Raw genomic sequence first — 22321 nt, 5'->3', positions numbered from 1 at the left:
TGATTCGCTCCCCATATGGGCTGGGTGGCGTGTCGGGCTCTGGATAGGGGAAGGTTAATCGATAAGATCGATGCGGTCGACGGCATCTTGAAGGTAATGCGGCAGGTCGGGATAGGATGTCCCGTAGCGCGCAAGCAGACGTGTGATGTCTTGTGCGTATACGGCTGCTCCGGATTCAGCCTGGCGCTCAAGGCATTCGAGATCGGTGATCAGGGATGCCCCGTAAAGGACGTAGGGGGCGAGGTCCGTCGGCATCGTTTCTCCTTTGAAAGACAGGTTTTCGGCGGCGGTAACGGTTTTAGATGCTTACGGCGGGGGGGGGCGGAGCCGTCCGGGCTATCTTGCTGGGCTGTCGTTTATTGCGGGGAGCTTGGGAAGAAGCGGGAGAAGTATGAGCGAAGCTCGGGGTCCTCGACATAGATATGAGTGCCCATAATTCCACGGGAGAGCAGCACGTAATAGATATTTTTAATAAAGTGGTCCAGCTCTTCTTTTGTAGCGCTCGCGTATCCGTTTCTGTCGTAGTAGCTGCTTTTATTGGATTCCGGAATGGATGTAGTGCCGAGCTTGAGGTCTCTGCCGATGATTACATAGGCGTAGCTTAAGTCGTAGCCCTGGATGGAATGGATGCAGCCGACTTCATGGGCAGCAGATTGGTCGTCGACGCCCAGTCCGACCCAATTTTCATTTTTACGGTTCCACTTCAAGCCAATATCATCTATCACGATGTCGTATGCGGTTTTATCTCGCCTTGATATCCATTTCCAGGCAAAGCCCGCGACGATCCTACTCAGGCTGTGCGCCTGAAGGCTTCGCTCGAAGGAGTCGAGAAAGCTGGAAAAACGATCATGGAGAACCAGGTCGTAATCTTGGAACGAGACGAATTCCCGCTGAGTTCCATTGAGTACGTTTTGAATATAGCGGAGATAGGCATCGCCGCCTTTGACGCGCATTTGGCTTTTAAGCTCGATGGGGTTGTCTAAAGCAGCTCCGAGCGCTGATTTGATTGACGGCTGGTTGAGGCAGGAGGGCCCGATCGTTTGGAGGGGATCGTAAAAGAAGATGGGTAGCTTTGCCTGGTTGATAATCCAATCCATCTGAGTCGCGCCGCGAGGCAGCCCGAGCTTCTGGGTGACCTTATCGTAATTGCCGTATTGAGTTCCCAAATTCACACGGCGTTTGAGTTTATGAGATTCGTCCACAAGTACGATATCGAAGCACTTGCCCTTTTCGGGCTGATAGCCCATTTTCGGCTTCACCAGGTCGGTGGGGCTGATGATATCGGATGGTTTTAAGCCGCTTACGCCTTTCAGTGATTTTCGAAGCGTTTCGCGCAGGGAGGTGACAGGTTCGATGATTTTGATGTTGAGGTGTTTGTAGCGAGGGTCATCGCGTAGTTTTTTGAGTAAGTAAATGGCGAGAATCGTTTTCCCCGTGCCGGGCATTCCCTCGATTACAATGGGTGCGCTCGTTTCGAGTCCGTTTTCGATGGCGGCAAGCACCTTATCGAGCGCGATGCGCTGGTCTGGTGTAAGCCCTTTAAAGGGCGAGTACTTAAAGACTTCGGATTCTTCGATTTCGGCGGCCGAGTGGTCTGCTAGGTTGAGGCGTCTGAGATCTTCCCAGAGCTCTTCGAACATGGCAGTGTATGTTGCCTTGCTGAAGTAGTTCGAGTCGGTCATCCCGTCGTTCTTGTTGGTCAGTTTGTATTTGCCATCGGCATGCATGTAGCCGATAAGACGATGTTCATAATCTGTGACAACGGACGAGTTGAATTCTTCGTTGAAGATGATGTTGGCGGTATGGAAGCCGCGCTTTTCCTTGTTGGCGCCATGCTGGCTCATTCGGGTTGCGATGCTTGTTGTTTGTCCGACGTAGGCGGAATCATTGTTCGCCAAGATATACACCATCGGCCAGTTATATATCTTGTCTTCTTCAAGGTTGACGATGGCATAGTCAACGCCTTTGCCATATTGGAAGGGAAATTGGTCGATGATGAAAGGTGCGCCTTTGGGGGTATCAGCCGGATTTGTCGTGGTGATCTCAATCATAATTCCGTGTACTTCCTCGCGTTTCCGTATGCTGCGGCAACGGGGTATTTGACTGCATTGGCGTCGATCTTATCGCTGATTGTCTGAGGCAGATCTATGCCTAGTTCATCGGCGAGATAAATGGCGTAAATCATGATATCCGCAAGCTCGGCCGCCATGTGTTTGTTGCTGGCCTCGACGTGCGTATCGACACCGGACCACTGGAAGGTTTCGAGGAGCTCCGAAGCTTCGAGGCTGATCGATATCGCAAGGTCTTTCGGATTGTGGAATTGAGCCCAGTCTCTTTCGTCGCGGAACAGAAGGGCTTTCTTTTCCGCTTCTTTAAACTCCATCGTCCCTCCTTGTGCCGCGTATGAATGTGACGCAGTGGTCACGGGCCCGCCGATGCGGCGTGAGGTTTGTTGGCGTGCAATCGCGGCGTTATGAGGCGATAGTACTCCATGGCGCGTAGGATTTCCAAGAGGGTGCGGTATTGCGGGTCTGGGAGAATGCACAATCGTTGATATAGCTTCGTTTTTAAGGTAGGCGCGGGGCCGACGCTATCCCCCCCCCACAGGTGTCAGGCTGCGGCGGCGCTCTGGAAGGAAGAAGCTCGAGCGCGATGCCCCCTTGGCCATCCCAGTCATTTCGATCAAGTGGGTTGCATTCATGGAAGCCTATTCCCAACTTCAATTTAAACCTTAATTTAGCGCTCCGTGTACCGACGCCGCGGCTCTCAGATTAGTGCCTGTCCCTTTTCTGAGGTGGTGCGCGCCCGCCTGGTGCGGGCCCATGGAATCTGTTCGAAAAATGGCACGAACGAACGGGCGGTTTCGCCTAGAACTCGAGTTGCGCCCGGGCGTGCGGGGGTACAATGAAACAGCATGGGCATTTTATCCGCGAGGGCGCTTCCGCACCTACGGACGCCCGCAATACGCATCTACCGGGGGCATCGCCGCCCCTGGCAGGCATGTATACCCAAACGAGAGGAGAGGGGTATATGGCAGATCGCAAGTTCAAGTCTATGGACGGCAACGAGGCCGCCGCGTACGTAAGTTACGCGTACACCGAGGTGGCGGGCATCTACCCGATCACGCCGTCCAGCCCGATGGCCGATCACGTGGACATCTGGGCCGCCCAGGGCAAGAAGAACATCTTCGGCACGCCCGTCAAGGTCGTCGAGATGGAGTCCGAGGCCGGTGCTGCCGGCGCCGTCCACGGCTCGCTGGGCGCCGGTGCTCTTACCACTACCTACACGGCCTCCCAGGGCCTGCTGCTTATGATCCCGAACATGTACAAGATCGCGGGCGAGGGCCTGCCGAGCGTCTTCCACGTCTCGGCCCGCACCGTCGCGTCCCACGCGCTCAACATCTTCGGCGACCACTCCGACGTCATGGCTTGCCGTCAGACCGGTTTCGCCATGCTCGCCGAGGGCAACGTCCAGGAGGTCATGGACCTTTCGCCCGTCGCCCACCTCGCTGCGCTGACCGGCAAGACGCCGTTCGTCAACTTCTTCGACGGCTTCCGCACCAGCCACGAGATCCAGAAGGTCGCCGTATGGGATTACGAGGACCTCAAGGACATGTGCGACATGGACGCCGTCCAGGCGTTCCGCGACCACGCGCTCAACCCCGAGCACCCCACCGCTCGCGGTAGCCACGAGAACGGCGACATCTTCTTCCAGCACCGCGAGGCCTGCAACGCTACCTATGACGCGCTGCCCGCCATCGTCCAGTCCTACATGGACAAGGTAAACGCCAAGCTCGGCACCAACTACCACCTGTTCGACTACTACGGCGCCGACGACGCCGATCGCGTGGTCGTCTGCATGGGCTCCTTCTGCGACACGCTCGAGGAGGTCATCGACTACCTCAACGCCCACGGCGAGAAGGTCGGCCTGGTCAAGGTCCGCCTGTACCGTCCCTGGTCCGTCGAGGACTTCGTGGCCGCCCTGCCCGCGACCGTCAAGAAGATCGCCGTGCTCGACCGCACCAAGGAGCCCGGCTCCATCGGCGAGCCGCTCTACCAGGACGTCGTCTCCGCGCTCTACGAGTCCGGCAAGACCGACATCGTGGTGACCGGTGGCCGTTACGGCCTCGGCTCCAAGGACGAGCCGCCCGCGGCCGCCTTCGCCGTGTACGAGGAGCTCAAGGCCGACGAGCCCAAGCGCGAGTTCACCATCGGCATCGAGGACGACCTCACCCACCTGTCCCTGCCCATGGACCCGGATGCCCCCAACACGGCGGCCGAGGGCACCATCGAGTGCAAGTTCTGGGGTCTCGGTGGCGACGGCACCGTCGGCGCCAACAAGAACTCGATCAAGATCATCGGCGACCACACGGACAAGTACGTCCAGGCCTACTTCCAGTACGACTCCAAGAAGACCGGCGGCGTCACCATCTCGCACCTGCGCTTCGGCGATTCCCCGATCCGCTCTCCGTACTACGTGACCAAGGCCGACTTCGTGGCATGCCACAATCCGAGCTACATTATCAAGGGCTTCAAGATGGTCCGCGACGTCAAGCCCGGCGGTACCTTCCTGGTCAACTGCCAGTGGACGCCCGAGGAGTTCGCCTCCCACATGCCGGCGAACGCCAAGCGCTACATCGCCAAGAACAACATCAACGTCTACCTGATCGACGCTATCGACCTGGCCGCCAAGGTGGGTATGGGCAAGCGCACCAACACGGTGCTGCAGTCTGCGTTCTTCGCCCTGGCCGGCGTTCTGCCGCAGGAGGACGCGCTTCAGTACATGAAGGACGCCGCCACCAAGTCCTACGCCAAGAAGGGCGAGGCCATCGTCGAGGCCAACCATAAGGCCATCGACGCCGGCGCCAGCGCCTATCAGAAGTTCGACGTCCCGGCCGACTGGGCCGACGCCGCCGACGAGGTTCCCGCCTCCGTCCTCACCGACGACCAGAAGAGCGCCATCGCCAAGCAGGTCAAGGAGCTTATGGAGCCCATCGCCCGCATGGACGGCGACTCCCTGCCCGTCTCCGCGTTCAAGGATTGCGCCGACGGCCAGTTCGAGCTGGGCGCATCCGCGTACGAGAAGCGCGGCGTCGCCGTCATGGTGCCGCATTGGGACGAGACCAAGTGCATCCAGTGCAACCAGTGCGCCTACGTCTGCCCGCACGCCACCATCCGTCCGTTCGGCATGACCGAGGACGAGGTCGCCGCCGGCCCCGAGACCATGCGCACCCTGGACGTGAAGATCCCCAAGAACACGGGTCTCAAGTTCGCTATCGCCATCAGCCCGCTCGACTGCATGGGCTGCACCAACTGCGCCAAGGTCTGCCCGAAGGACGCTCTCACCATGGTTCCCGCCGAGGGCGAGCTCGTCGAGCAGAAGACCTTCGACTACTGCGTCGCCAACGTGTCCGAGAAGCCCGAGCTCATCAACAAGAACCTCAAGGGCACCCAGTTCAAGCAGCCCCTGCTTGAGTTCTCCGGCTCCTGCGCAGGCTGCGCCGAGACCGCGTACGCGCGCCTCGTCACGCAGGTCTGCGGCGACCGTATGTTCATCTCCAACGCAACCGGCTGCTCCTCCATCTGGGGCAACCCGGCCGCTACCTCGCCGTACTGCACCAACAAGGACGGCCACGGCCCGGCTTGGAACAACTCCCTGTTCGAGGACAACGCCGAGCACGGCCTGGGCATGGAGCTGGGCTACAAGGCGGTCCAGGGCAAGCTCGTCGCCGAGACCGAGGAGCTCATGGCTTCCGATTGCGCGACCGACGAGCTGAAGGCCGCCGCTCAGGCGTGGCTCGACGCCCGTAACGACGCCGAGGCCTCCAAGACCGCCGCTGCCGCCTACATCGAGCAGCTCGAGGCCTGCGGCTGCGACAAGGCTAAGGCTATCCTGGCCGACAAGGCGTACCTCACCAAGAAGTCCTTCTGGATCTTCGGTGGCGACGGCTGGGCCTATGACATCGGCTTCGGCGGTCTCGACCACGTCCTCGCCTCCGGCAACGACGTGAACGTCTTCGTCTTCGACACCGAGGTCTACTCCAACACCGGTGGCCAGGCCTCCAAGGCTTCCAACCTCGGTCAGGTCGCCCAGTTCGCCGCTTCCGGCAAGGCCATCAAGAAGAAGAGCCTCGCCGAGATCGCGATGAGCTACGGCTACGTCTATGTAGCCCAGGTCGCGATGGGCGCCAATCCCGCCCAGACCCTCAAGGCCATCCAGGAGGCCGAGGCCTACGACGGCCCGTCCCTGATCATCGGCTACAGCCCCTGCGAGATGCACTCCATCAAGAAGGGCGGCATGCAGAACTGCCAGGCCGAGATGAAGAAGGCCGTCGAGTGCGGTTACTGGAACATGTTCCGCTTCAACCCGGCTGCCGAGGAGGGCAAGAAGTTCTCCCTCGACTCCAAGGAGCCTGCAGGCGGCTACCAGGAGTTCCTGATGAACGAGGCCCGCTACGCCTCGCTCACCCGCGCGTTCCCCGAGCGCGCCGAGGAGCTCTTCGCTGCCAACGAGGCCGCGGCCATGGAGCGCTACCAGCACCTGCTGAAGCTCAAGACCCTCTACAACGAGGCGTAAGGTTTCGGTTGGGATAAATGGTCCCATCGGGAGGCCCCGAAGGGTTCCCACGCGAACGTCCTCGCGCTTGTGCGCTGCGGGATGTTCGCTTGGGGAATCCCTTCGGGGCCTTCCTGCGTTTCTCCCGCCTGCACGGGTCGAGGGGAAGTGTGCGAAGGCCCCGGTGGGGCCTTCTTTGTTGGAGGGAAAGGGTGCTCAGAAAAGGGACAGGCACTTTTCTGAGACGCGAGATGCTTATCGGAGAAGGCGGTCTTTCGAGCTGGCTTTCTCGTTTTCATGGCCGTGATCTGGGGATCCGCTGTCTTTCGGGAGGGGCTTTGATTCGCATGCCCGTCACGACCTTACTTTCCCTAGAGGGATTTTGATCCGCGGGCTCGTTATGGCTTTATGCTCCTCCTCGGGGGTCTTTGCCAAACACCGCCCAAGCGCGTATTCCTGACGACAAGCATCCGAGGTCTTGGGTCCACGGGAGAAAAGGCCCCTACGGGTGATTATTGCGAGTTTTTCTGACGGCTGGGATTTCCCCCTCGGGCTTGCTGGGAGGAAATGTTGCCGAGACGAGTTCTGTGCGCGGATTCCTGCCGGACAGTCAACCCTGCCGCGCAAAGCTGACGGTAAGGACGCTCTTGGCGCGCGGTTGCCGGGAGGAAAGCGCGGCTTCGCCGCGATGCCGGGAGGTTTTTTGGCCAAAAGCTCTTTGCGCGCAGAAAAATGACGGCAAGCGCCCATCTTGTCGTCCGTGCGTTGCCGCTCTGCACCGTCCGCGTTTTCGCGCTCGCCGCCCACCCCGCGTCGTCCGCCCGTCACCCGCTCGGCCCGGAGCCCACCGCCCGACCGCCATTCCGACCCGCCCCGCCCTCTGCTCTTTATATGGCAGGAGCGCGCGGAGCGCGGCCTTGTTGGATAATGGCATCCAAAGCAATGAGTAGGGGAGGAGCCGCATGGCGCAGACAACGATCGAGATCCTGTATCCCGAATTTGGCAATCAGGCGGGTGACAACGGCAACGCCATGTACCTGCGCGCCTGCCTGCCTCAGGCAGCGTTTATCGAGACCACCTTCGGCGAGGAGCCCGCGTTCGTCACGCGTGACGACCTCTCGCTCATCCTGCTGTGCGGCATGACGGAGCGCCAGCAGGAGCGCGTGCTCGACGCGCTCATGCCGTACGCCGAGCGCCTGGCTGCGCTGGCCGACGCCGGCACGCCCATGCTGTTTACCGGCAATGCCGTAGAGCTGCTGGGCAACATGATCATCACGCCCGAAGGCCGTGGCATCACGGGCCTGGGCCTATTCGACTTCGTCACGCATCAGCTCACGCCGAAGCGCTTCACCGGCGTTGGACTGGGTGCCTTCCAGCCCGCGCCCGGTGCCGACCCCATCGACATCGTGGGCTTCAAGATGCAGTTCACCCAGGCCGAGGGCAAGAACGAGAAGTGGTCGTTCTGCACGCTCAAGCAGGGTTTCGGCATGAACAAGAAGAGCGCGTTCGAGGGCGTTCGCCGCAACAATCTCATCGGAACGTGGTTCCTGGGTCCGCTGCTCACCGTCAACCCGCCGTTTACGCGCTGGCTGCTTGACACCATGGGCGAGGCGGACGCCGTGCTCGCGCACGAAGAGGTGGCGATGCGCGCGTACGAGCAGCGCGTGAAGGATTTCGCCACGCCCGGCATGGACGTTTAGCCCGGCCGGTTCGCGGTCGCGCGTGCCGAAAGGGCTGTCGCGCGGTCGTTATCGCCCGCCAGCACTGTTAGCCGTTCTCTCCCAGCAAGGAGTTTCCTGTGAGCACTTCAACGAGCAAGACCCCGCGCTACTACCTCGCGCTCGCTGCGGGCAAGACCGCCGCCGCCGCGCTTAAGATCGCCCGGCGCAACGGCGGCCAGGTGCCCGGCACCGTGGCCGAGGCCATCTGCCCCGATTTCCTGGCCCGTACGCCCAAGCCCGAGCGCGTGGTGTTCGTGACCGGTACCAACGGCAAGACTACTACGTCCAACCTCCTTGACGATATTCTGCTGGCGTGCGGATTCGACCTGGTGACCAACCGCGCCGGCGGCAACATCATCACGGGTATCGAGAGCTCGCTCATCAAGGACGCGCGTATGAGCGGCGCGCCCCGGCGCCAGGTGGCGTGCATGGAGCTCGACGAGTTGTCCTCGCGCCGCGTGCTGCCGTATATGACGCCCGATGTCATGCTGGTGGCGAACCTCTATCGCGACAACTTCACCCGCAACGCCAATCCCGATTACATCTTCAGCGTCATCGACGCCAACATCCCCGCGTCGACGCATCTCATCCTCAACGCCGACGACCTCATCTCGTGCCGGCTTGCTCCCCAGGCAACGCATCGCACGTATTTCTCGATCGGTCATCTCGAGGACGACCTCGAGGGTCCGGAGGGCATCGTGTGCGACCTCACGGCATGTCCCGAGTGCGGCGGCGCGCTCGAGTACGACTGGTGCCATTTGCGCCATCTGGGCCGCGCGCGCTGCATGGCCTGCGGCTTTAAGAATCCCGAGCCCGATTACCTGGTCACCGACGTCAACAAGGACGCCCATGAGTTCACGATGCGCGAGCTGTGCCACGCGGTCGACGGCGAGGCGCCCGAGTATACGTACCATATCGCAACGTATTCGATCACCAACCTGTACAACCTTGTTTCTGCCTTGGTTACCGCGCGTGAGCTGGGCGTTTCTGCCGAGCAGCTTCAGGATGTGCTGGCCGACGGCAAGGTTAACGTGACGGCGGCCCGCTTCAGCGAGGAGACCGTCGAGGGCCTGCGCCTCGTTAACACCGCGTCCAAGGGCGAGAACAGCACGGCCACGTCAACGGCGCTGGCCACAATCTGCCGCGAGCCCGGCTCCAAGGTGGTCGTGCTCATGCTGGCCGACTACTACCTGGCCACCAATCCCAAGAAGACGGAGTTTACCGGCTGGTACTATCAGGCCGATTTCGAGTACCTGGCCGATCCCGCCGTCAAGCAGGTGGTGGTGCAGGGTGCCAACTCCGATGACCTGCTCCTGCGCCTGCTCATGGCCGGTATCGATGCGGATACCATCTTCATGGCCGAGACGGAGCGCGAGGCGGCCGACCTCGTCGAGCTCGAGGGCATCGACGGCGTGTTTTGCGCGTACGACATCTTCAATGGCGACCAGGCGCAGGCGTTTCGCGAGCGCGTGGCCGAGCGCATCCGCGAGCGCGCAGGCGCGCACGGGGCCTAATGTCGGCGCCGGCGCGGCCGGCTTTATTACAGGAATCTTGCAGACGGGGGTGCCGTGGCGCCCCCGTTTTCTTTGCCGCGCCCGCGTGAGAGATGTGGAGGGCGCGCGTCCTGCCAGCGATTCACCCCGCTGCAAGATGAGTTAGGTACCAATGTAAGAAATGCATAAAGAGTGAAAAGCACTGCATCGGCATAGAGTCTTATCACGATTCTTTATCAAGCTGCAGAGTTTGCAAAATATGTAGCTACACCTGCTTGCTTGCCGTGAGTGGTAGCATTCTTACGCTCAACGGCACAAGAGTGCCGTTCGCCCGCTGATTCGGCTAGAAATGTATAAAATCATGGACAAGGAGAATATAATCCTAGACAAGCTCGCGGACGCCCCGCGGCGTCTGCAAGACGAGGTACGAGTACAGTTCCTCTGCGAGAAAGGAAACCGCTATGTCCAAGCCGCTCGGCAAGCCCGATCGCATCGTCGTCGCCCTCGGTGGCAACGCGCTCGGCAACACCCCTGAGGAGCAGATCGAGAAGGTCGGCCACGCCGCCCACGCACTGCTTGGCCTCATCGAGCAGGGCAACGAGATCATCATCACCCATGGCAACGGCCCGCAGGTCGGCATGATTCAGAACGCGTTCGCCGCCGCCCACGATGCCATCGGTACCCCCGCCATGGACCTGCCCGAGTGCGGCGCTATGTCCCAGGGCTACATCGGCTATCACCTGCAGCAGGGCATCGGCCGCGAGATGCACAAGCGCTATAAGCGCTGGCACGCCGCCTCCGTCGTCACCCAGATCGAGGTCGATCCGGACGATCCCGCATTCGCCAATCCCACCAAGCCCATCGGCCCGTTCTACTCCGAGGAGCAGGCCAAGGAGATTATGGCCGAGAACCCCGAGATGACCTTTGTCGAGGACTCCGGCCGTGGCTGGCGTCGCGTCGTGGCCTCCCCCGAGCCCAAGAAGATCGTCGAGGCCGACTCCATCCTCAACCTGCTCGACAACGAGTTCATCGTCATCGCTTGCGGTGGCGGCGGCATTCCGGTCGTGCGCGATTACGATAACAAGGGCTGCTACAAGGGCGTTGCCGCTGTTATCGACAAGGACATGGGTGGCGAGCTCCTCGCCGAGGATTGCTCCGCCGACGTCCTGTTCCTGCTCACCGCTGTCGAGCACGTCGCTATCAACTTCGGTAAGCCCGATCAGCAGGAGCTCGAGGAGCTCACTGCCGACGAGGCCGAGCGCCTGGCCGACGAGGGCCAGTTCGGCAAGGGTTCCATGGAGCCCAAGGTTCGCGCCGCTATCAAGTTCGCGCGTTCCCGCAAGGGCCGCACCTGCATCATCGGTGCGCTCGACAAGGCCGCCGAGACCATGGCCGGTCTCTCCGGTACCCGCATCTGCGGCTAATCACATCGCCACTTCAGCAGTCTCTTCTGCAAACTAACCTCTCTCCTAGACGCCTCCGCTTTACCGCGGGGGCGTCTTTGTGTGGATGTGCGGAGAGAGCGGGGTGCGCGGGGCGGCGTGGCATGGCGGATGCGAAAGCGGGGTGCGCGGAATGGCGCGGCCTGGCGGCTGCGAAGAGCAGGGTGCGCGGAATGGCGCGACCCGATGCCCGTAGAATGGTCCCGCCTGGCGGCTGCGAAGATCGATGCCCGCAGCCATGCTGCAGCTTAGGCGACCTCGAACGCCCAGATGTTGGAGCTTTGATCGACGACGCGCTGGACGTCCCAGGTTTGGGCCGTGCGTTCGGCGCTGTTGGGGTCGTGGATGATCAGCCTGCCGTCCGCGTCCAGGCCGGTAGCGACGATGTAGTGGCCCACGCGGGTGAAATCGCCCGGCTGCACGTTGAACACGAGCGGTTTTCCGTTCTTGAGCGCGCCTACAACGCTATCGGCCCACGAGGGCAGCTCTTCGCTCGAAATGCCGAGCTGCTCGGCACCGTCGGAGAAGAACGTCCATGCGGTCATGCCCTCTTGGACGAAGCCGTTGCGCTCGCTAAAGGCCGCCATGGCCTTGGGGTCCATGCTTGTGTCGCCGGTGAGGCCAACGTAGATCATGGAGAGGCAGGTGGGGCCGCAGCCGCTGGTCTTGATATCCTCGCCGGCGTAGGGGGCCTTCGCCCAGGCCGGGTCGGTCTGATAGATCACGGGGATGGCGCCTTCTGCCCAGTCGCTCTTCGGTGTGGCCGGGACGCGCGGCGTGTCGACGATATCGATAGCGTCGACCGCCGCGTGCGTTGCCTGATTGGCAACCGCGCGCTGTGCAAGTGTCGGGTCCGGCGTCTTGGGCGCCGCCGCTTGGTTGAGGGCATATGCGCCGCCGCCGATGACGCAGACGAGGGCGAGTGCGAGGGCGAGCGCCGCGAAGCCCGGGGTGCGCTTCTGATGGGGAGGCATGCGGCCAGTTTGCTGGGTGATGGAGCTGGGGTCGGTTCGGTGTAGGTACATGGGACGCTTGCGGTCGCGATGCAGCGGGTGCGTCAGCGCGCCCGCGTTGCGGACGGAGCCGGCATGCGGCGCTGGTCTGCTGCGCGGTGCGGAGTCGGCGGCGGTTCTTCGATGCGGCGCGGGACCGTGCGATGTGGCGGTGCGCAGGTCCCTGCTTGTGCCCGGGCCAGGTGCGGGACGATCGCGCCGGGCGGCACCGGAGTAGGTGCCGCGTGCACGTTGCTCGCGTGCGGCGCCGTTGCGATCAGCGCTGCGAGCCGCGCGGGCGGAGTTGCTCGGACGCGCGGAGCGCTGGGATGATGCGGTTGCCCGACGGCTTGTGCCATGGGGCGCGGGCCGATACGTGGGATGCGCGCCGGCCGACGGGCGGCGGTTGGAATGGCCGGTTGGTCCGTCGCGGTGTCCCGCGGCGGGCCGTCTGTTTGCCGACGAGCTCTCCGAGGAGTGCGGGCGGGATGCCGTGTTCCGCGGCCGTCCTTGGGGGCTTTGGCCGACGCCGTCGGACCGGGCTGGGCGAGCCGCGTCTCCTTCTATATTAGTGGGGCGATGCGAGTTGTTGGCAGCGGCTCGCGCGTTGGCGAACGGGGCGGTTCGAGGCCGCATCGCGGGGAAGGGCGATACGCCGGCAGGTTGCTGCGCGCGCGGGCGGGCGTGCGGCGTGTCGGGGCGCGCGGTATCGCGATTCGCCTGCGAGTTCCGTGGGGTTTCGTGCGCCATGGTGCCCTCCAGCATGCAAGATCAGTTGACCAGTCCTTCTAGCATATCCTCAAAAGGGGGAAACGCGAGGAAAAGACGAGGAACGGCTGGCATTCCAATGTCGCCGCGGTCGCTGCCGTCAGGAATCCTCGCTGGGTCCCGGGTCCCGCCGGAAACCTCCCGCCAGGCGCCGGGCCGCGCTGCCTGCCGTCAGGAATCCGCGCAGAGGACGGCCCTTGTGGCGGAAACCTCCCGCCTGGCGGGCCGCGAGCGGAAAACTCCCGCCAACGGCCGCGGGGATGCGTCCCTGCCGGGAGAAAAGCGCGCCGCCGCCCGGCAGCCGTCAGGAAAACGGGCGATGCGGGCAACCAGGGTGAAAACCTCCCGCCAGGCACCGGGCCGCGCTGCCTGCCGTCAGGAATCCGCGCAGGGTCCCGGGCTCCGCCGGAAACCTCCCGCCAGGCGGGCCGCGCGCGGAAAACTCCCGCCAACGGCCGCGGGGATGCGTCCCTGCCGGGAGAAAAGCGCGCCGCCGCCCGGCTGCCGTCAGGAAAACGGGCGATGCAGGCAACCAGGGTGAAAACCTCCCGCCAGGCGCCGGGCCGCGCAGCCTGCCGTCAGGAATCCGCGCGGAGGACGGCCCTTGTGGCGGAATCCTCCCGCCAAGCGCCGGGCCCCGCCCCCGCCGCCCGTGCCTCGCCGTTCATCGGCCGGCACGCCGTTCGTCCGCGAATCGCTTCCGTTCATTTCCGCCGCCCCTCCTCCAATCGGTTCCGTTGCCCTGTACGCCGAGCAGCGCCGTACATTGATTCGCGAAGGGCACGGGATACGTTTCCGTGCAGTAAGAAGGGGAGGGGCCCGCGAGGCCCCGCAACAAGAAAGGAGGAGTGATATGGCGGATACAACGGTAGAGGCATCTGCGTCCGAGCAGGGCGGCATGAAGAAAACGCTCTCGCTTTGGAACTTCTTCACGATTGGCTTTGGTGCCATCATCGGTACCGGCTGGGTGCTTCAGGTTGGCGACTGGATGGTCGTTGGCGGCGGTCCCGTTCCCGCGATGATCGCATTCCTCATCGGAGCAATCTTCCTGGTTCCCATTGGTGCCGTCTTCGGCGAGCTCACGGCTGCCATCCCCATCTCGGGCGGCATCGTGGAATACGTCGATCGCACCTTCGGCCGCGTCCCGTCCTACATCACGGGCTGGTTCCTGGCTCTGGGCAACGGCATTCTGTGCCCGTGGGAGGCAATCGCCATCTCCACGCTGCTCTCCGACATGTTCGGCACCATCCCCGGTCTGGAGTGGCTGCGCGCGTTCGAGCTCTATGAGATCCTGGGTGCCAAGGTCTACCTGTTCCCCACGCTCATCTCGCTCGCGTTCGCCGCGTACGTGATCTTCCTCAACTTTCGTGGCGCGTCCTCCGCAGCTAAGCTGCAGGCGTTCCTCACGAAGGCCCTCCTGTGCGGCATGCTGCTCGCCATGGGCATCTCGATCTTTACCGGTTCGCCCGATCACGCCCTCCACAACGGCGAGGTCTTCTCGCAGGTCACCAACGCGGGTGGCGGCGTCGCCGCTACGGGTGCCGATAACATCTTCGGCGGCATCCTCTCCGTGCTCCTGCTCACCCCGTTCTTCTATGCGGGCTTCGACACCATTCCCCAGCAGGCCGAAGAGGCCGCCGAGGGCCTCAACTGGAACAAGTTCGGCAAGATCATCTCTCTCGCCCTGCTTGCCTCCGGCGGCTTCTACATGGTGTGCATCTACTCCTTCGGCACGATCCTGGACTGGCACACCTTCGTTGAGTCCCCGGTTCCGGCGCTCGCCTGCCTGAAGGACATCAACTTCATCTTCTACATCATCATGCTCTGCATTGCGACGCTTGGACCCATGGGCCCCATGAACTCCTTCTACGGAGCTACGAGCCGCATCATGCTCGCCATGGGCCGCAAGGGCCAGCTGCCCGAGAAGTTCGCCGAGGTCGATCCCAAGTCCGGTGCTCCCAAGCTTGCGTGCATCGTCCTGGCCGTGATCACCCTCGTCGGTCCCTTCATGGGCAAGAACATGCTCATCCCGCTGACCAAGGTTTCGGCTCTCGCCTTCATCTTCTCCTGCACGATGGTTGCCCTCGCTTGCCTGAAGATGCGCTTCACCGAGCCCGACCTGCCTCGTCCCTACAAGGTCCCCGGTGGTAAGTTCGGCATCTGCCTGGCTATCGCCGCCGGCCTGATCATCATCGCCCTCATCGTGCTCCCCATCACCGCCGAGTCCCTCGACTTCACCGGTTGGGCCATCGTTCTGGGCTGGCTCGCAGTTGGTCTGGTGCTCATGTTCATCACCAACGCCCGTGCCAAGAAGGCGAAAGCCTAGCGACTCGCTTGAGTCGTCGCGCCGGCTGCCATTGCCTGGCGCACCCCCTGGAAACGTGCGGGGGCGAACCACCCCTCTCAATCATTGTTCGCCCCCGCTCGTATAGATTTGGATCCATAAGGAGGAACCATGTCCACTAAGTATGCAATCGTTGGCGGTAAGCTCATCGACGGCACCGGTGCCGAGCCGGTCGAGAACTCCCTGGTTCTCGTCGACGAGAACGGTAAGATCGAGTACGCCGGCGCCATGCAGGACGTGCCCGAGGGCGCCGAGGTCATCGACGCCGCCGGCAAGACCGTCATGCCCGGCCTGATCGACACCCACCTGCACTTCTCCGGCAACCTCACCGACGATGACACCGACTGGGTCATGCAGCCGCTGCTCGAGAAGCAGGCCGTCGCCGTCAAGCAGGCCTATGACTGCCTCACCCACGGCCTCACCACCGTCTGCGAGATCGGCCGCTTCGGTATCCAGGTCCGCGACTGCATCGAGAAGGGCGTCTTCAAGGGTCCTCGCGTTCTCGCTACCGGCCTGGGCTTCTGCCGCACCGCCGGCCATGGTGACTCCCATCACTGCAGCCAGCTCGAGAACAAAGAGTCCCATCCGTGGGGCGACCAGGTAGACGGTCCGTGGGATCTGCGCAAGGCCGTTCGTCGTCGCCTGCGCGAGAACCCCGATGCCATCAAGATCTGGGCTACCGGCGGCGGCATCTGGCGCTGGGACTCCGGTCGCGACCAGCACTACTGCTCCGAGGAGATCCAGGCCGTCATCGATGAGGCCAAGATGGTCGGCATCCCGGTGTGGAGCCACTGCTACAACAACCACGCCGCTGCCTACGATTCGGTCCGCTTCGGCTGCGAGCAGCTGATCCACGGCTTCGACATCGACGAGCGCACCATGGACCTCATGGCCGAGCAGGGCACCTTCTTCACCCCGACGATCGCCTTCCTGCCCACCTGGTACTCCACCTATCCGCCGGTCTACGTGCCCGAGCTGCATGACAAGTACGAGGGCACCCTCGTCGAGAAGGAGCTCCAGCGCAACTACGACTGCCTGCGCGAGGCCAAGAAGCGCGGCGTCGTGATGACCATCGGCTCCGACTCCTTCTCCTTCGTCACCCCGTACGGCACCTGCTCCATCGAGGAGATGTACGAGTTCGTCGACAAGATCGGCTTCACCCCGGTCGAGACCATCACCTGCGCCACCCTCAACGGCGCCAAGATGTGCCACATCGAGGACGAGACCGGTTCGCTCGAGGCCGGCAAGTGCGCCGACCTGCTGGTCGTGAACGGTGACGTCGCCGCCGACATCCACACGCTGAACGTCGACAACATGGACGTCATCATGAAGGACGGCTGGATCGTCGACGCCGGCACCTTCGGCGAGGGCAACAAGTACTCCGAGTAAGCCTCGCGCCTCCTAATCTCATCAACTCCCATGTTGAAGCCCCGGTGGATCTCCAGCCCACCGGGGCGTTTTCGTGCGTCGGGGTCCGGTGCCGGCAGCCCTGTACGTCGCGCCCCGAAAAGCCGGCAATCGCCCGTGCGCGGGTCAGAAACGGGCGCAGCTGGGCATAATAGCGAACAGTCGTAATTTTTACGGAAAGGTACAGTGCTATGCCCGCCTTGATCACGCACCGCTTGTTCGGCGAAGAGAGCATTGAGCGCCTGCCGCAGGGGCTCATCGCATCGGGGGAGGAGCGCGCGGCGTTTCTTCTGGCCAACCAGGGCCCCGATCCGTTCTTCTTCAGGTTTCGCACGCGCTCGATGCGCTCGTGCATGGAGCTCGCGCAGGTTATGCATCGCAGCCGCATGTCGCGGCAGTTCGCCGTGCTGCGCGAGGGTACGAGCCGTCTGAACGAGGAGGACGCCCGTATCGGTCGCGCCTTCTCGCTGGGCCTGCTGTCGCATTACGTGCTGGACCGCAACGCGCATCCGTTCGTGTACGAGCAGCAGTGGGGCATCATGGAGGCCGACCCCGATCTTGCGGATATGGGCAGCTCCGTGCACGCGGTCATCGAGAGCGACCTCGACGTCCTCATGCTGCAGCTCAAGCGCGCGCAGGGCACCACGTTGGATTATCCGCCCACCGATGAGCTCGCTACGGACGACCATATCAACAAGGTTGCCGGCGCGCTTATGAGCCATGTAGCCATGAAGGTCTACGACCTCGATGTGGCCGCCTTCGAGTACGGCGGCGCCGTGGCCGATATGAAGCTGGCCTACCGTGCGATCGAGCCCGCGGGCTCGCTTGCCACGCGCGTGCACCCCATGCTCGCGGGTCTGGCGCACCCCATTACCTCCGAGCTGCCGCGTCGCGCGGGCAACCTCGACCACAAAGCCTGGCGCAACCCCTTCACGGACGCCGCATCCACCGAGAGCTTCCCCGAGGTATTCGATCGCGCGCTCGACGATTACCGTGCCACGGCCGCGCGCTTCATCGACGGCGTCGATATGGCCGAGGTCACGCGCCATCTGAATTATTCCGGACGCCCGCTCGATGCGTCGGAGGAGTGCGACCAGGAGGACTAGTCGCCCGTCTGGCGAGTTCCCTCGGACTTCCATCGGAGCGTTGGCCCCTCCCGCTCCTCCTCTCGCTACAATGATTCGTGCTGTCGAATATATACGAGGGGATAGGGGAGGATCCGTGGGCGACCAGCGCCGAGCATTTCATAAGTCCGCCGCACGAAACATGACGCGCACCTTGCGCAACGCGCAGCGCGTAGCCACCGTCTTGCTGGGGCTGTGCGTGCCGTTCCTCATCGTGCTGTTGGTGTGGGACCTCACGGCCAACATGAATCCCGTGCCGGCGGTGGTCACCATCGCCGGCCTCGTTATGCTGTGCTTCTTTTTCAGCTACGTGTTCGTTGTTCCCGATGACCTTACATCCAGCGCTACGGACCGCACCTTGTCCATCGCATCGAAGATCTTCGTCCATACGCGCAACGGCATGACGCCCGACGCCGCGTTGGGCGCCTGCCAGATCATCCTGCCCGAGACCCTGGCGTCGGCCATGTGCATCACCAACGGTCGCGAGGTGCTGGCGAGCTGGGGAGAAGGCTGCGAACGCTATCCCACGGGCCAGCCCGTGGTACTCGAGACCACGCTCAGCGTTATCGAGACCCAGGTCATGAGCGTGTTTTCGCGCGATGCGAGCGATACGCGCGGACTGGAGTTCTTTCCCCGCATGCGCGCCGGCATCGTGGCGCCGCTGACCGTGCGCGGTCGCTGCGTGGGCACGCTCGAGCTGTACTATCCGCGTTTCGGCAATATCGATACGCGTCAGACGGCGCTGGCCACGGGCTTTGCCGACCTGATCTCGACGCAGCTGGCGAGCTTCGAGCTCGAGCGCCAAGAGGAGGTCTCGGCGCGTGTGGAGCTTCGCGCACTGCAGTCCCAGGTGGACCCGCACTTCCTCTTCAACACCATCGGCACCATCGTGTCGCTCGTGCGCACCGAGCCCGAGAAGGCGCGCTCGCTGCTTATCGACTTCTCCAACTACTATCGCCAGACGCTTTCGGATTCCGAGTCGCTTACGACCCTCGAGCGCGAGCTGGAGCAGGGTATTCGCTATATCAACCTCATGCAGGCGCGCTATGGCGACGGCCGTTTGCGCGTCGTCGCGCAAATCGAGGACGGTATGGGCTCTTGCAGGGTGCCGCCGTTTATCCTGCAGCCGCTGCTTGAGAACTGCATCAAGCATGCGATGCGCGAGACCGATCCCCTCACCATCCACCTGCGCGCGCGTACCATCGCGAACGGAGCCGAGATCGTGGTGGCCGACGACGGCATCGGCATGAGCGAGCAGGTGCGCGCGCACCTGTTCGACCCGCCCGACGCCGCGCGCCCCGCCGAGCCCGCCACCGTTACGGCCGACGGCTCCATCAAACGCGGGTGCGGCCTGGCGCTCTGCAACGTGCTTATGCGCATCCATTTCTTCTTCGGCGACGAATCCGGCATCGCGGTCGAGTCGACTGAAGGCGTGGGAACCACCATTACCGTGCGGCTTCTGGGCGAGCCCCACGAGCCCGCACCGACGGGCACGCTGCTGCCCTCGAGCGCATCGTAGAGCTTGTACGGAAGGGAATCGATGATGAGTGATCAGTGGAACGTGTTGATCGTGGACGACGAGCCGCCCATCCGCGCCGAGCTGCGCTACCTGTTGAGCCAGGACGAGCGCATCGGCACGATTTTCGAGGCGGGCGGCGCCACCGAGGCGGTCGAGCGCATCCTGGCGAGCCGCCCCGACGTGTTGTTCCTGGATATCCAAATGCCCGGCACGAGCGGTATCAAGCTGGCCGAGACGCTATCGAACCTCAAGACCCCGCCCGTCGTGGTGTTCGTGACGGCGTTCGCCGAATACGCGGCGTCGGCGTTCGAACTCGATGCGGTGGACTACGTTCTTAAGCCCGTCGAGACGGGGCGCCTCGAGAAGGCGCTGGATAAGGTTTCCACCGCTATGGCGGCGCGCGGGCCGGCGCCCCGTGCGGAGCGCGTCATGCGTTTGTCGGTGGAGCGAGGGGGCAAGCGCGCCTTCATCCCCGTATCCGACATCGTCTACATCGAGGCAAAGGCCGACTACTCCAGCGTGGTCACGGCGGCTGGCAGCTATCTGGTCAACGAGTCGATCTCCTCGCTCGAGCGCCGGCTGGCGTCGCAGGGTTTTCTGCGCGTGCACCGCAGCTACCTGGTGAACCTCGACGACGTCCACGACGTCGAGGTGTCGCGTTCGGGCTTGCTCGAGCTCAAGGTCGAGCGCGTGGGCGCCACGGTGCCCGTATCGCGCCGCCGCACCGCGGAGGTCAAGGAGCGGCTGGGCCTGTCATAATGCGCTGCGTGCGGGCACCCCGGCGGGGCGCGTCGGCGCTGCGCCCTGGGGGTTTCCGGGCGGCGGTGCCGAGCCGCAGAAAGGCGCGGGGCGGAGTCGGGCGCGGTGCGTGGTGGCGACTCGCTTACCGAATCCTGATGCGCGACCATGCAGCGCTGCACTACCATAAGGCGATATCTATCACCGAGGGGAGCCAGATATGAAATACACCAAGATGGAGCGGAACTGGGTCATGTACGACGTGGGCAATTCGGCTCTCGTCCTGCTCAACACCTCGGTGGTCCCCATCTACTTCAACGCCATCAATACGGGGGGGAGCTCTGCGGACCTGGTGACGGCCTGGGCCAACGCGCAGACCGTGGCATCCCTGGCGGTGGCCATGCTCATGCCGATCTTGGGCTCCCTGGCGGATTACGCGGGCAACAAGATCAAGTTCTTCCTGGGCTTCTTCCTTACCGGCGTGGTCCTATGCCTGGCGCAGGCCATCCCCATGAGCGCCATGGCGTTCTTGGTGGTCTACGTGCTGTGCACCATCGGCCTCAACTCGTCGATGACCTTCTATGATGCCATGCTGCCCGACGTCACCACCGACGAGCGCATGGATGCGGTGTCGTCGTCCGGCTTCGCCTGGGGCTATGTCGGCTCCACCATCCCGTTCATCGCCTGCATCGCGTTGATCTTCGGCGGCCCGAGCCTGCTGGGCCTCGATACGCTCACCTGCACGCGCATCACGTTTATCATCACCGGTCTCTGGTGGCTGGCGTTCACCATTCCGCTCCTACGCACCTACCGGCAGCGCTTCGGCAAGGAGCGCGAGCACGGTGCCGCGGGCGTGATGCATAACATCGCCAAGACGTTCGGCGGCCTGCTGGAGACGTGCAAGAGCATCGCGCACGACCGCGTGCTGCTCGTCTTCCTCATCGCGTTCTTCTTCTATATCGACGGCGTCCACACGGTTATCTCGATGGCCACCAGCTACGGAGCCGCGTTGGGCATCGATTCGACCCAGCTGGTGCTGGCGTTGCTGGTCACGCAGTTCGTGGCCTTCCCCTCGGCCGTCATCTACGGTCGCTTGGCGGGCAGGTTCGGGACCCTGCGCATGATCACGGTGGCCGTGGCCGCCTACATGGGCATCGTGCTCTTCGCCGCCTTCTTCCTGAAGTCCGCCGCCGAGTTCTGGCTGCTCGCGGTGTTGGTGGGCATGTTCCAGGGCGGCGTGCAGGCGCTGTCGCGCAGCTACTTCGGCAAGCTCATCCCCAAGGACCGCGCGAACGAATACTACGGCTTCTTTGATATTTTCGGACGCTACGCTTCCGTTATGGGCACTCTGCTAGTATCTATCGTGACATCGCTCACGGCGGATCCTTCTTTAGGAGTGCTTTCCATCGGGATCTTGCTGGTCGCGGGCTTTGTCATGTTAGTAAAGCTCTCCAGCATGCAGAAGGCGCGTGCCTAGCGTTCGCCTTGGCATAGGCTGCTCGAACGCGGAGGGCTTTGCTGGCAATCAGTAAAGCCCTCCGTTATGTTAGAAGGTGGCCACATGAAATCTCATTACATCGCCCGTGTGGGCGTGATCGCCGCTGCATATGCGGCCTGCACGCTCATCGCCATGCTGTTCTTGGGCAGCCTGGCCTGGGGTCCCGTTCAGTTCCGCGTCTCCGAGGCGCTGTGCGTCCTGGCGCTGTTCACGCCGGCGGCCGTTCCCGGCCTCACGCTGGGATGCGCGCTGGCCAACATCGCCAACATCGTGTTGTCGGGCACCGGTATGCTGGGCATGCTCGACGTGGTGTTCGGTTCGCTCGCTACGTTCGCCGGCGCCCTGTTCACCTGGAAGATGCGCCGTCGTCCGCTCGTGGCGCTTGCCGGCCCCGTGCTTGCCAACGCGCTTATCGTGCCCGCGTACCTTCCGCTGCTCCTGCAGGGCATCGGCTTCTACACCATTCCGTTCACCTCGATATCGCTCGACGGCGCCTGGCTGCCCATGTACCTGTTTGGTCTGGTTGCCACCGGTGTGGGCGAGGCTGTCATCATGTACGTGCTGGGCTACCCGCTCCAGCGGTCTTTGGCAAAATCGCCGATCATCAAGCGCGAGCTCGCGAGTATGGGTACAACAGAAAAATAGCACCACTACGCGCGCATACCGCGCGCTCACGGTGCGGGTGCTTCGGGCGCGGTCCATGCGCCACGAAGCGCGTTG

15 protein-coding genes are annotated in these 22321 nt (G+C 63.0%); 11 read left to right on the top strand and 4 right to left on the bottom strand.

The genetic code is table 11. From position 1 onward, the window contains the following. Positions 1-54 precede the first annotated feature (54 nt). From E4J93_RS07110 to E4J93_RS07100, 3 genes are all read right to left on the bottom strand, one after another. Positions 55-255: a hypothetical protein gene (locus tag E4J93_RS07110; protein ID WP_147588773.1), complete on the bottom strand. Its 201-nt coding sequence runs from the start codon at positions 253-255 to the stop codon at positions 55-57. A gap of 101 nt (positions 256-356) precedes the next feature. Continuing rightward, positions 357-2051 carry a DUF2075 domain-containing protein gene (locus E4J93_RS07105; protein WP_147588772.1) on the bottom strand — a complete coding sequence of 565 codons (1695 nt, stop codon included), beginning with the start codon at positions 2049-2051 and terminating at the stop codon, positions 357-359. Then, a complete protein-coding gene (locus E4J93_RS07100) occupies positions 2048-2383 on the bottom strand; it encodes a nucleotide pyrophosphohydrolase (protein ID WP_147588771.1) in 336 nt (111 codons plus the stop codon). The genes E4J93_RS07105 and E4J93_RS07100 overlap by 4 nt, the downstream gene beginning before the upstream one ends. Before the next feature lie 647 nt (positions 2384-3030). Here E4J93_RS07100 and nifJ point away from each other — a divergent pair. From nifJ to arcC, 4 genes are all read left to right on the top strand, one after another. Continuing rightward, positions 3031-6576, top strand: a complete 3546-nt coding sequence (gene nifJ, locus E4J93_RS07095; RefSeq protein ID WP_147588770.1) for a pyruvate:ferredoxin (flavodoxin) oxidoreductase — start codon at positions 3031-3033, stop codon at positions 6574-6576. Between the two features lie 941 nt (positions 6577-7517). Further along, positions 7518-8255 carry a glutamine amidotransferase gene (locus tag E4J93_RS07090; protein WP_147588769.1) on the top strand — a complete coding sequence of 246 codons (738 nt, stop codon included), beginning with the start codon at positions 7518-7520 and terminating at the stop codon, positions 8253-8255. Between the two features lie 98 nt (positions 8256-8353). Further along, positions 8354-9790, top strand: a complete 1437-nt coding sequence (locus tag E4J93_RS07085; RefSeq protein WP_147588768.1) for a MurT ligase domain-containing protein — start codon at positions 8354-8356, stop codon at positions 9788-9790. Between the two features lie 440 nt (positions 9791-10230). After that, the gene (arcC, locus tag E4J93_RS07080) at positions 10231-11193 is read left to right on the top strand and encodes a carbamate kinase (RefSeq protein ID WP_147588767.1); all 963 of its coding nucleotides are present in this window, start codon (positions 10231-10233) and stop codon (positions 11191-11193) included. A gap of 266 nt (positions 11194-11459) precedes the next feature. Here the strand turns inward: arcC and E4J93_RS08175 are convergent, their stop codons facing one another. Continuing rightward, positions 11460-12236: a C39 family peptidase gene (locus tag E4J93_RS08175; protein ID WP_222705704.1), complete on the bottom strand. Its 777-nt coding sequence runs from the start codon at positions 12234-12236 to the stop codon at positions 11460-11462. 1588 nt (positions 12237-13824) lie between these two features. Here E4J93_RS08175 and E4J93_RS07070 point away from each other — a divergent pair. The 7 genes from E4J93_RS07070 to E4J93_RS07040 all read left to right on the top strand — a co-directional run bounded on the left by E4J93_RS07070 (position 13825) and on the right by E4J93_RS07040 (position 22246). Then, the gene (locus E4J93_RS07070; RefSeq protein ID WP_147588766.1) at positions 13825-15297 is read left to right on the top strand and encodes an APC family permease; all 1473 of its coding nucleotides are present in this window, start codon (positions 13825-13827) and stop codon (positions 15295-15297) included. A 129-nt stretch (positions 15298-15426) separates the two neighbouring features. Then, the gene (locus E4J93_RS07065; RefSeq protein WP_147588765.1) at positions 15427-16704 is read left to right on the top strand and encodes an amidohydrolase family protein; all 1278 of its coding nucleotides are present in this window, start codon (positions 15427-15429) and stop codon (positions 16702-16704) included. Between the two features lie 209 nt (positions 16705-16913). Continuing rightward, complete coding sequence (locus E4J93_RS07060) at positions 16914-17828, top strand: zinc dependent phospholipase C family protein (protein ID WP_147588764.1); 915 nt, start codon at positions 16914-16916, stop codon at positions 17826-17828. A 115-nt stretch (positions 17829-17943) separates the two neighbouring features. Further along, a complete protein-coding gene (locus tag E4J93_RS07055; protein ID WP_147588763.1) occupies positions 17944-19365 on the top strand; it encodes a histidine kinase in 1422 nt (473 codons plus the stop codon). Positions 19366-19389: 24 nt separating this feature from the next. Continuing rightward, on the top strand, positions 19390-20124 hold the full coding sequence (locus E4J93_RS07050; protein ID WP_147588762.1) for a LytTR family DNA-binding domain-containing protein: 735 nt from the start codon (positions 19390-19392) through the stop codon (positions 20122-20124). 199 nt (positions 20125-20323) lie between these two features. Continuing rightward, positions 20324-21580, top strand: coding sequence for an MFS transporter (locus E4J93_RS07045; protein WP_147588761.1), 1257 nt, complete (start codon positions 20324-20326; stop codon positions 21578-21580). An 84-nt stretch (positions 21581-21664) separates the two neighbouring features. Then, a complete protein-coding gene (locus E4J93_RS07040) occupies positions 21665-22246 on the top strand; it encodes a QueT transporter family protein (RefSeq protein ID WP_255431962.1) in 582 nt (193 codons plus the stop codon). Positions 22247-22321: the final 75 nt, after the last annotated feature.

It is taken from the genome of Collinsella sp. BA40, assembly GCF_008014645.1.
Taxonomy (GTDB): domain Bacteria; phylum Actinomycetota; class Coriobacteriia; order Coriobacteriales; family Coriobacteriaceae; genus Collinsella.
Note: the sequence above shows the minus strand (reverse complement) of the source record. Positions and strands in the feature narration are given on the sequence as shown.

What these genes read in the sequence shown, in the direction of transcription:
- E4J93_RS07070 (WP_147588766.1), top strand. Translation starts at nt 13,825, where the DNA reads ATGGCGGATACAACGGTAGAGGCATCTGCGTCCGAGCAGGGCGGCATG.
- E4J93_RS08175 (WP_222705704.1), bottom strand. Translation starts at nt 12,236, where the DNA reads ATGTACCTACACCGAACCGACCCCAGCTCCATCACCCAGCAAACTGGC.
- E4J93_RS07040 (WP_255431962.1), top strand. Translation starts at nt 21,665, where the DNA reads ATGAAATCTCATTACATCGCCCGTGTGGGCGTGATCGCCGCTGCATAT.
- E4J93_RS07100 (WP_147588771.1), bottom strand. Translation starts at nt 2,383, where the DNA reads ATGGAGTTTAAAGAAGCGGAAAAGAAAGCCCTTCTGTTCCGCGACGAA.
- E4J93_RS07105 (WP_147588772.1), bottom strand. Translation starts at nt 2,051, where the DNA reads ATGATTGAGATCACCACGACAAATCCGGCTGATACCCCCAAAGGCGCA.
- E4J93_RS07060 (WP_147588764.1), top strand. Translation starts at nt 16,914, where the DNA reads ATGCCCGCCTTGATCACGCACCGCTTGTTCGGCGAAGAGAGCATTGAG.
- nifJ (WP_147588770.1), top strand. Translation starts at nt 3,031, where the DNA reads ATGGCAGATCGCAAGTTCAAGTCTATGGACGGCAACGAGGCCGCCGCG.
- E4J93_RS07050 (WP_147588762.1), top strand. Translation starts at nt 19,390, where the DNA reads ATGAGTGATCAGTGGAACGTGTTGATCGTGGACGACGAGCCGCCCATC.
- E4J93_RS07065 (WP_147588765.1), top strand. Translation starts at nt 15,427, where the DNA reads ATGTCCACTAAGTATGCAATCGTTGGCGGTAAGCTCATCGACGGCACC.
- arcC (WP_147588767.1), top strand. Translation starts at nt 10,231, where the DNA reads ATGTCCAAGCCGCTCGGCAAGCCCGATCGCATCGTCGTCGCCCTCGGT.
- E4J93_RS07090 (WP_147588769.1), top strand. Translation starts at nt 7,518, where the DNA reads ATGGCGCAGACAACGATCGAGATCCTGTATCCCGAATTTGGCAATCAG.
- E4J93_RS07110 (WP_147588773.1), bottom strand. Translation starts at nt 255, where the DNA reads ATGCCGACGGACCTCGCCCCCTACGTCCTTTACGGGGCATCCCTGATC.
- E4J93_RS07045 (WP_147588761.1), top strand. Translation starts at nt 20,324, where the DNA reads ATGAAATACACCAAGATGGAGCGGAACTGGGTCATGTACGACGTGGGC.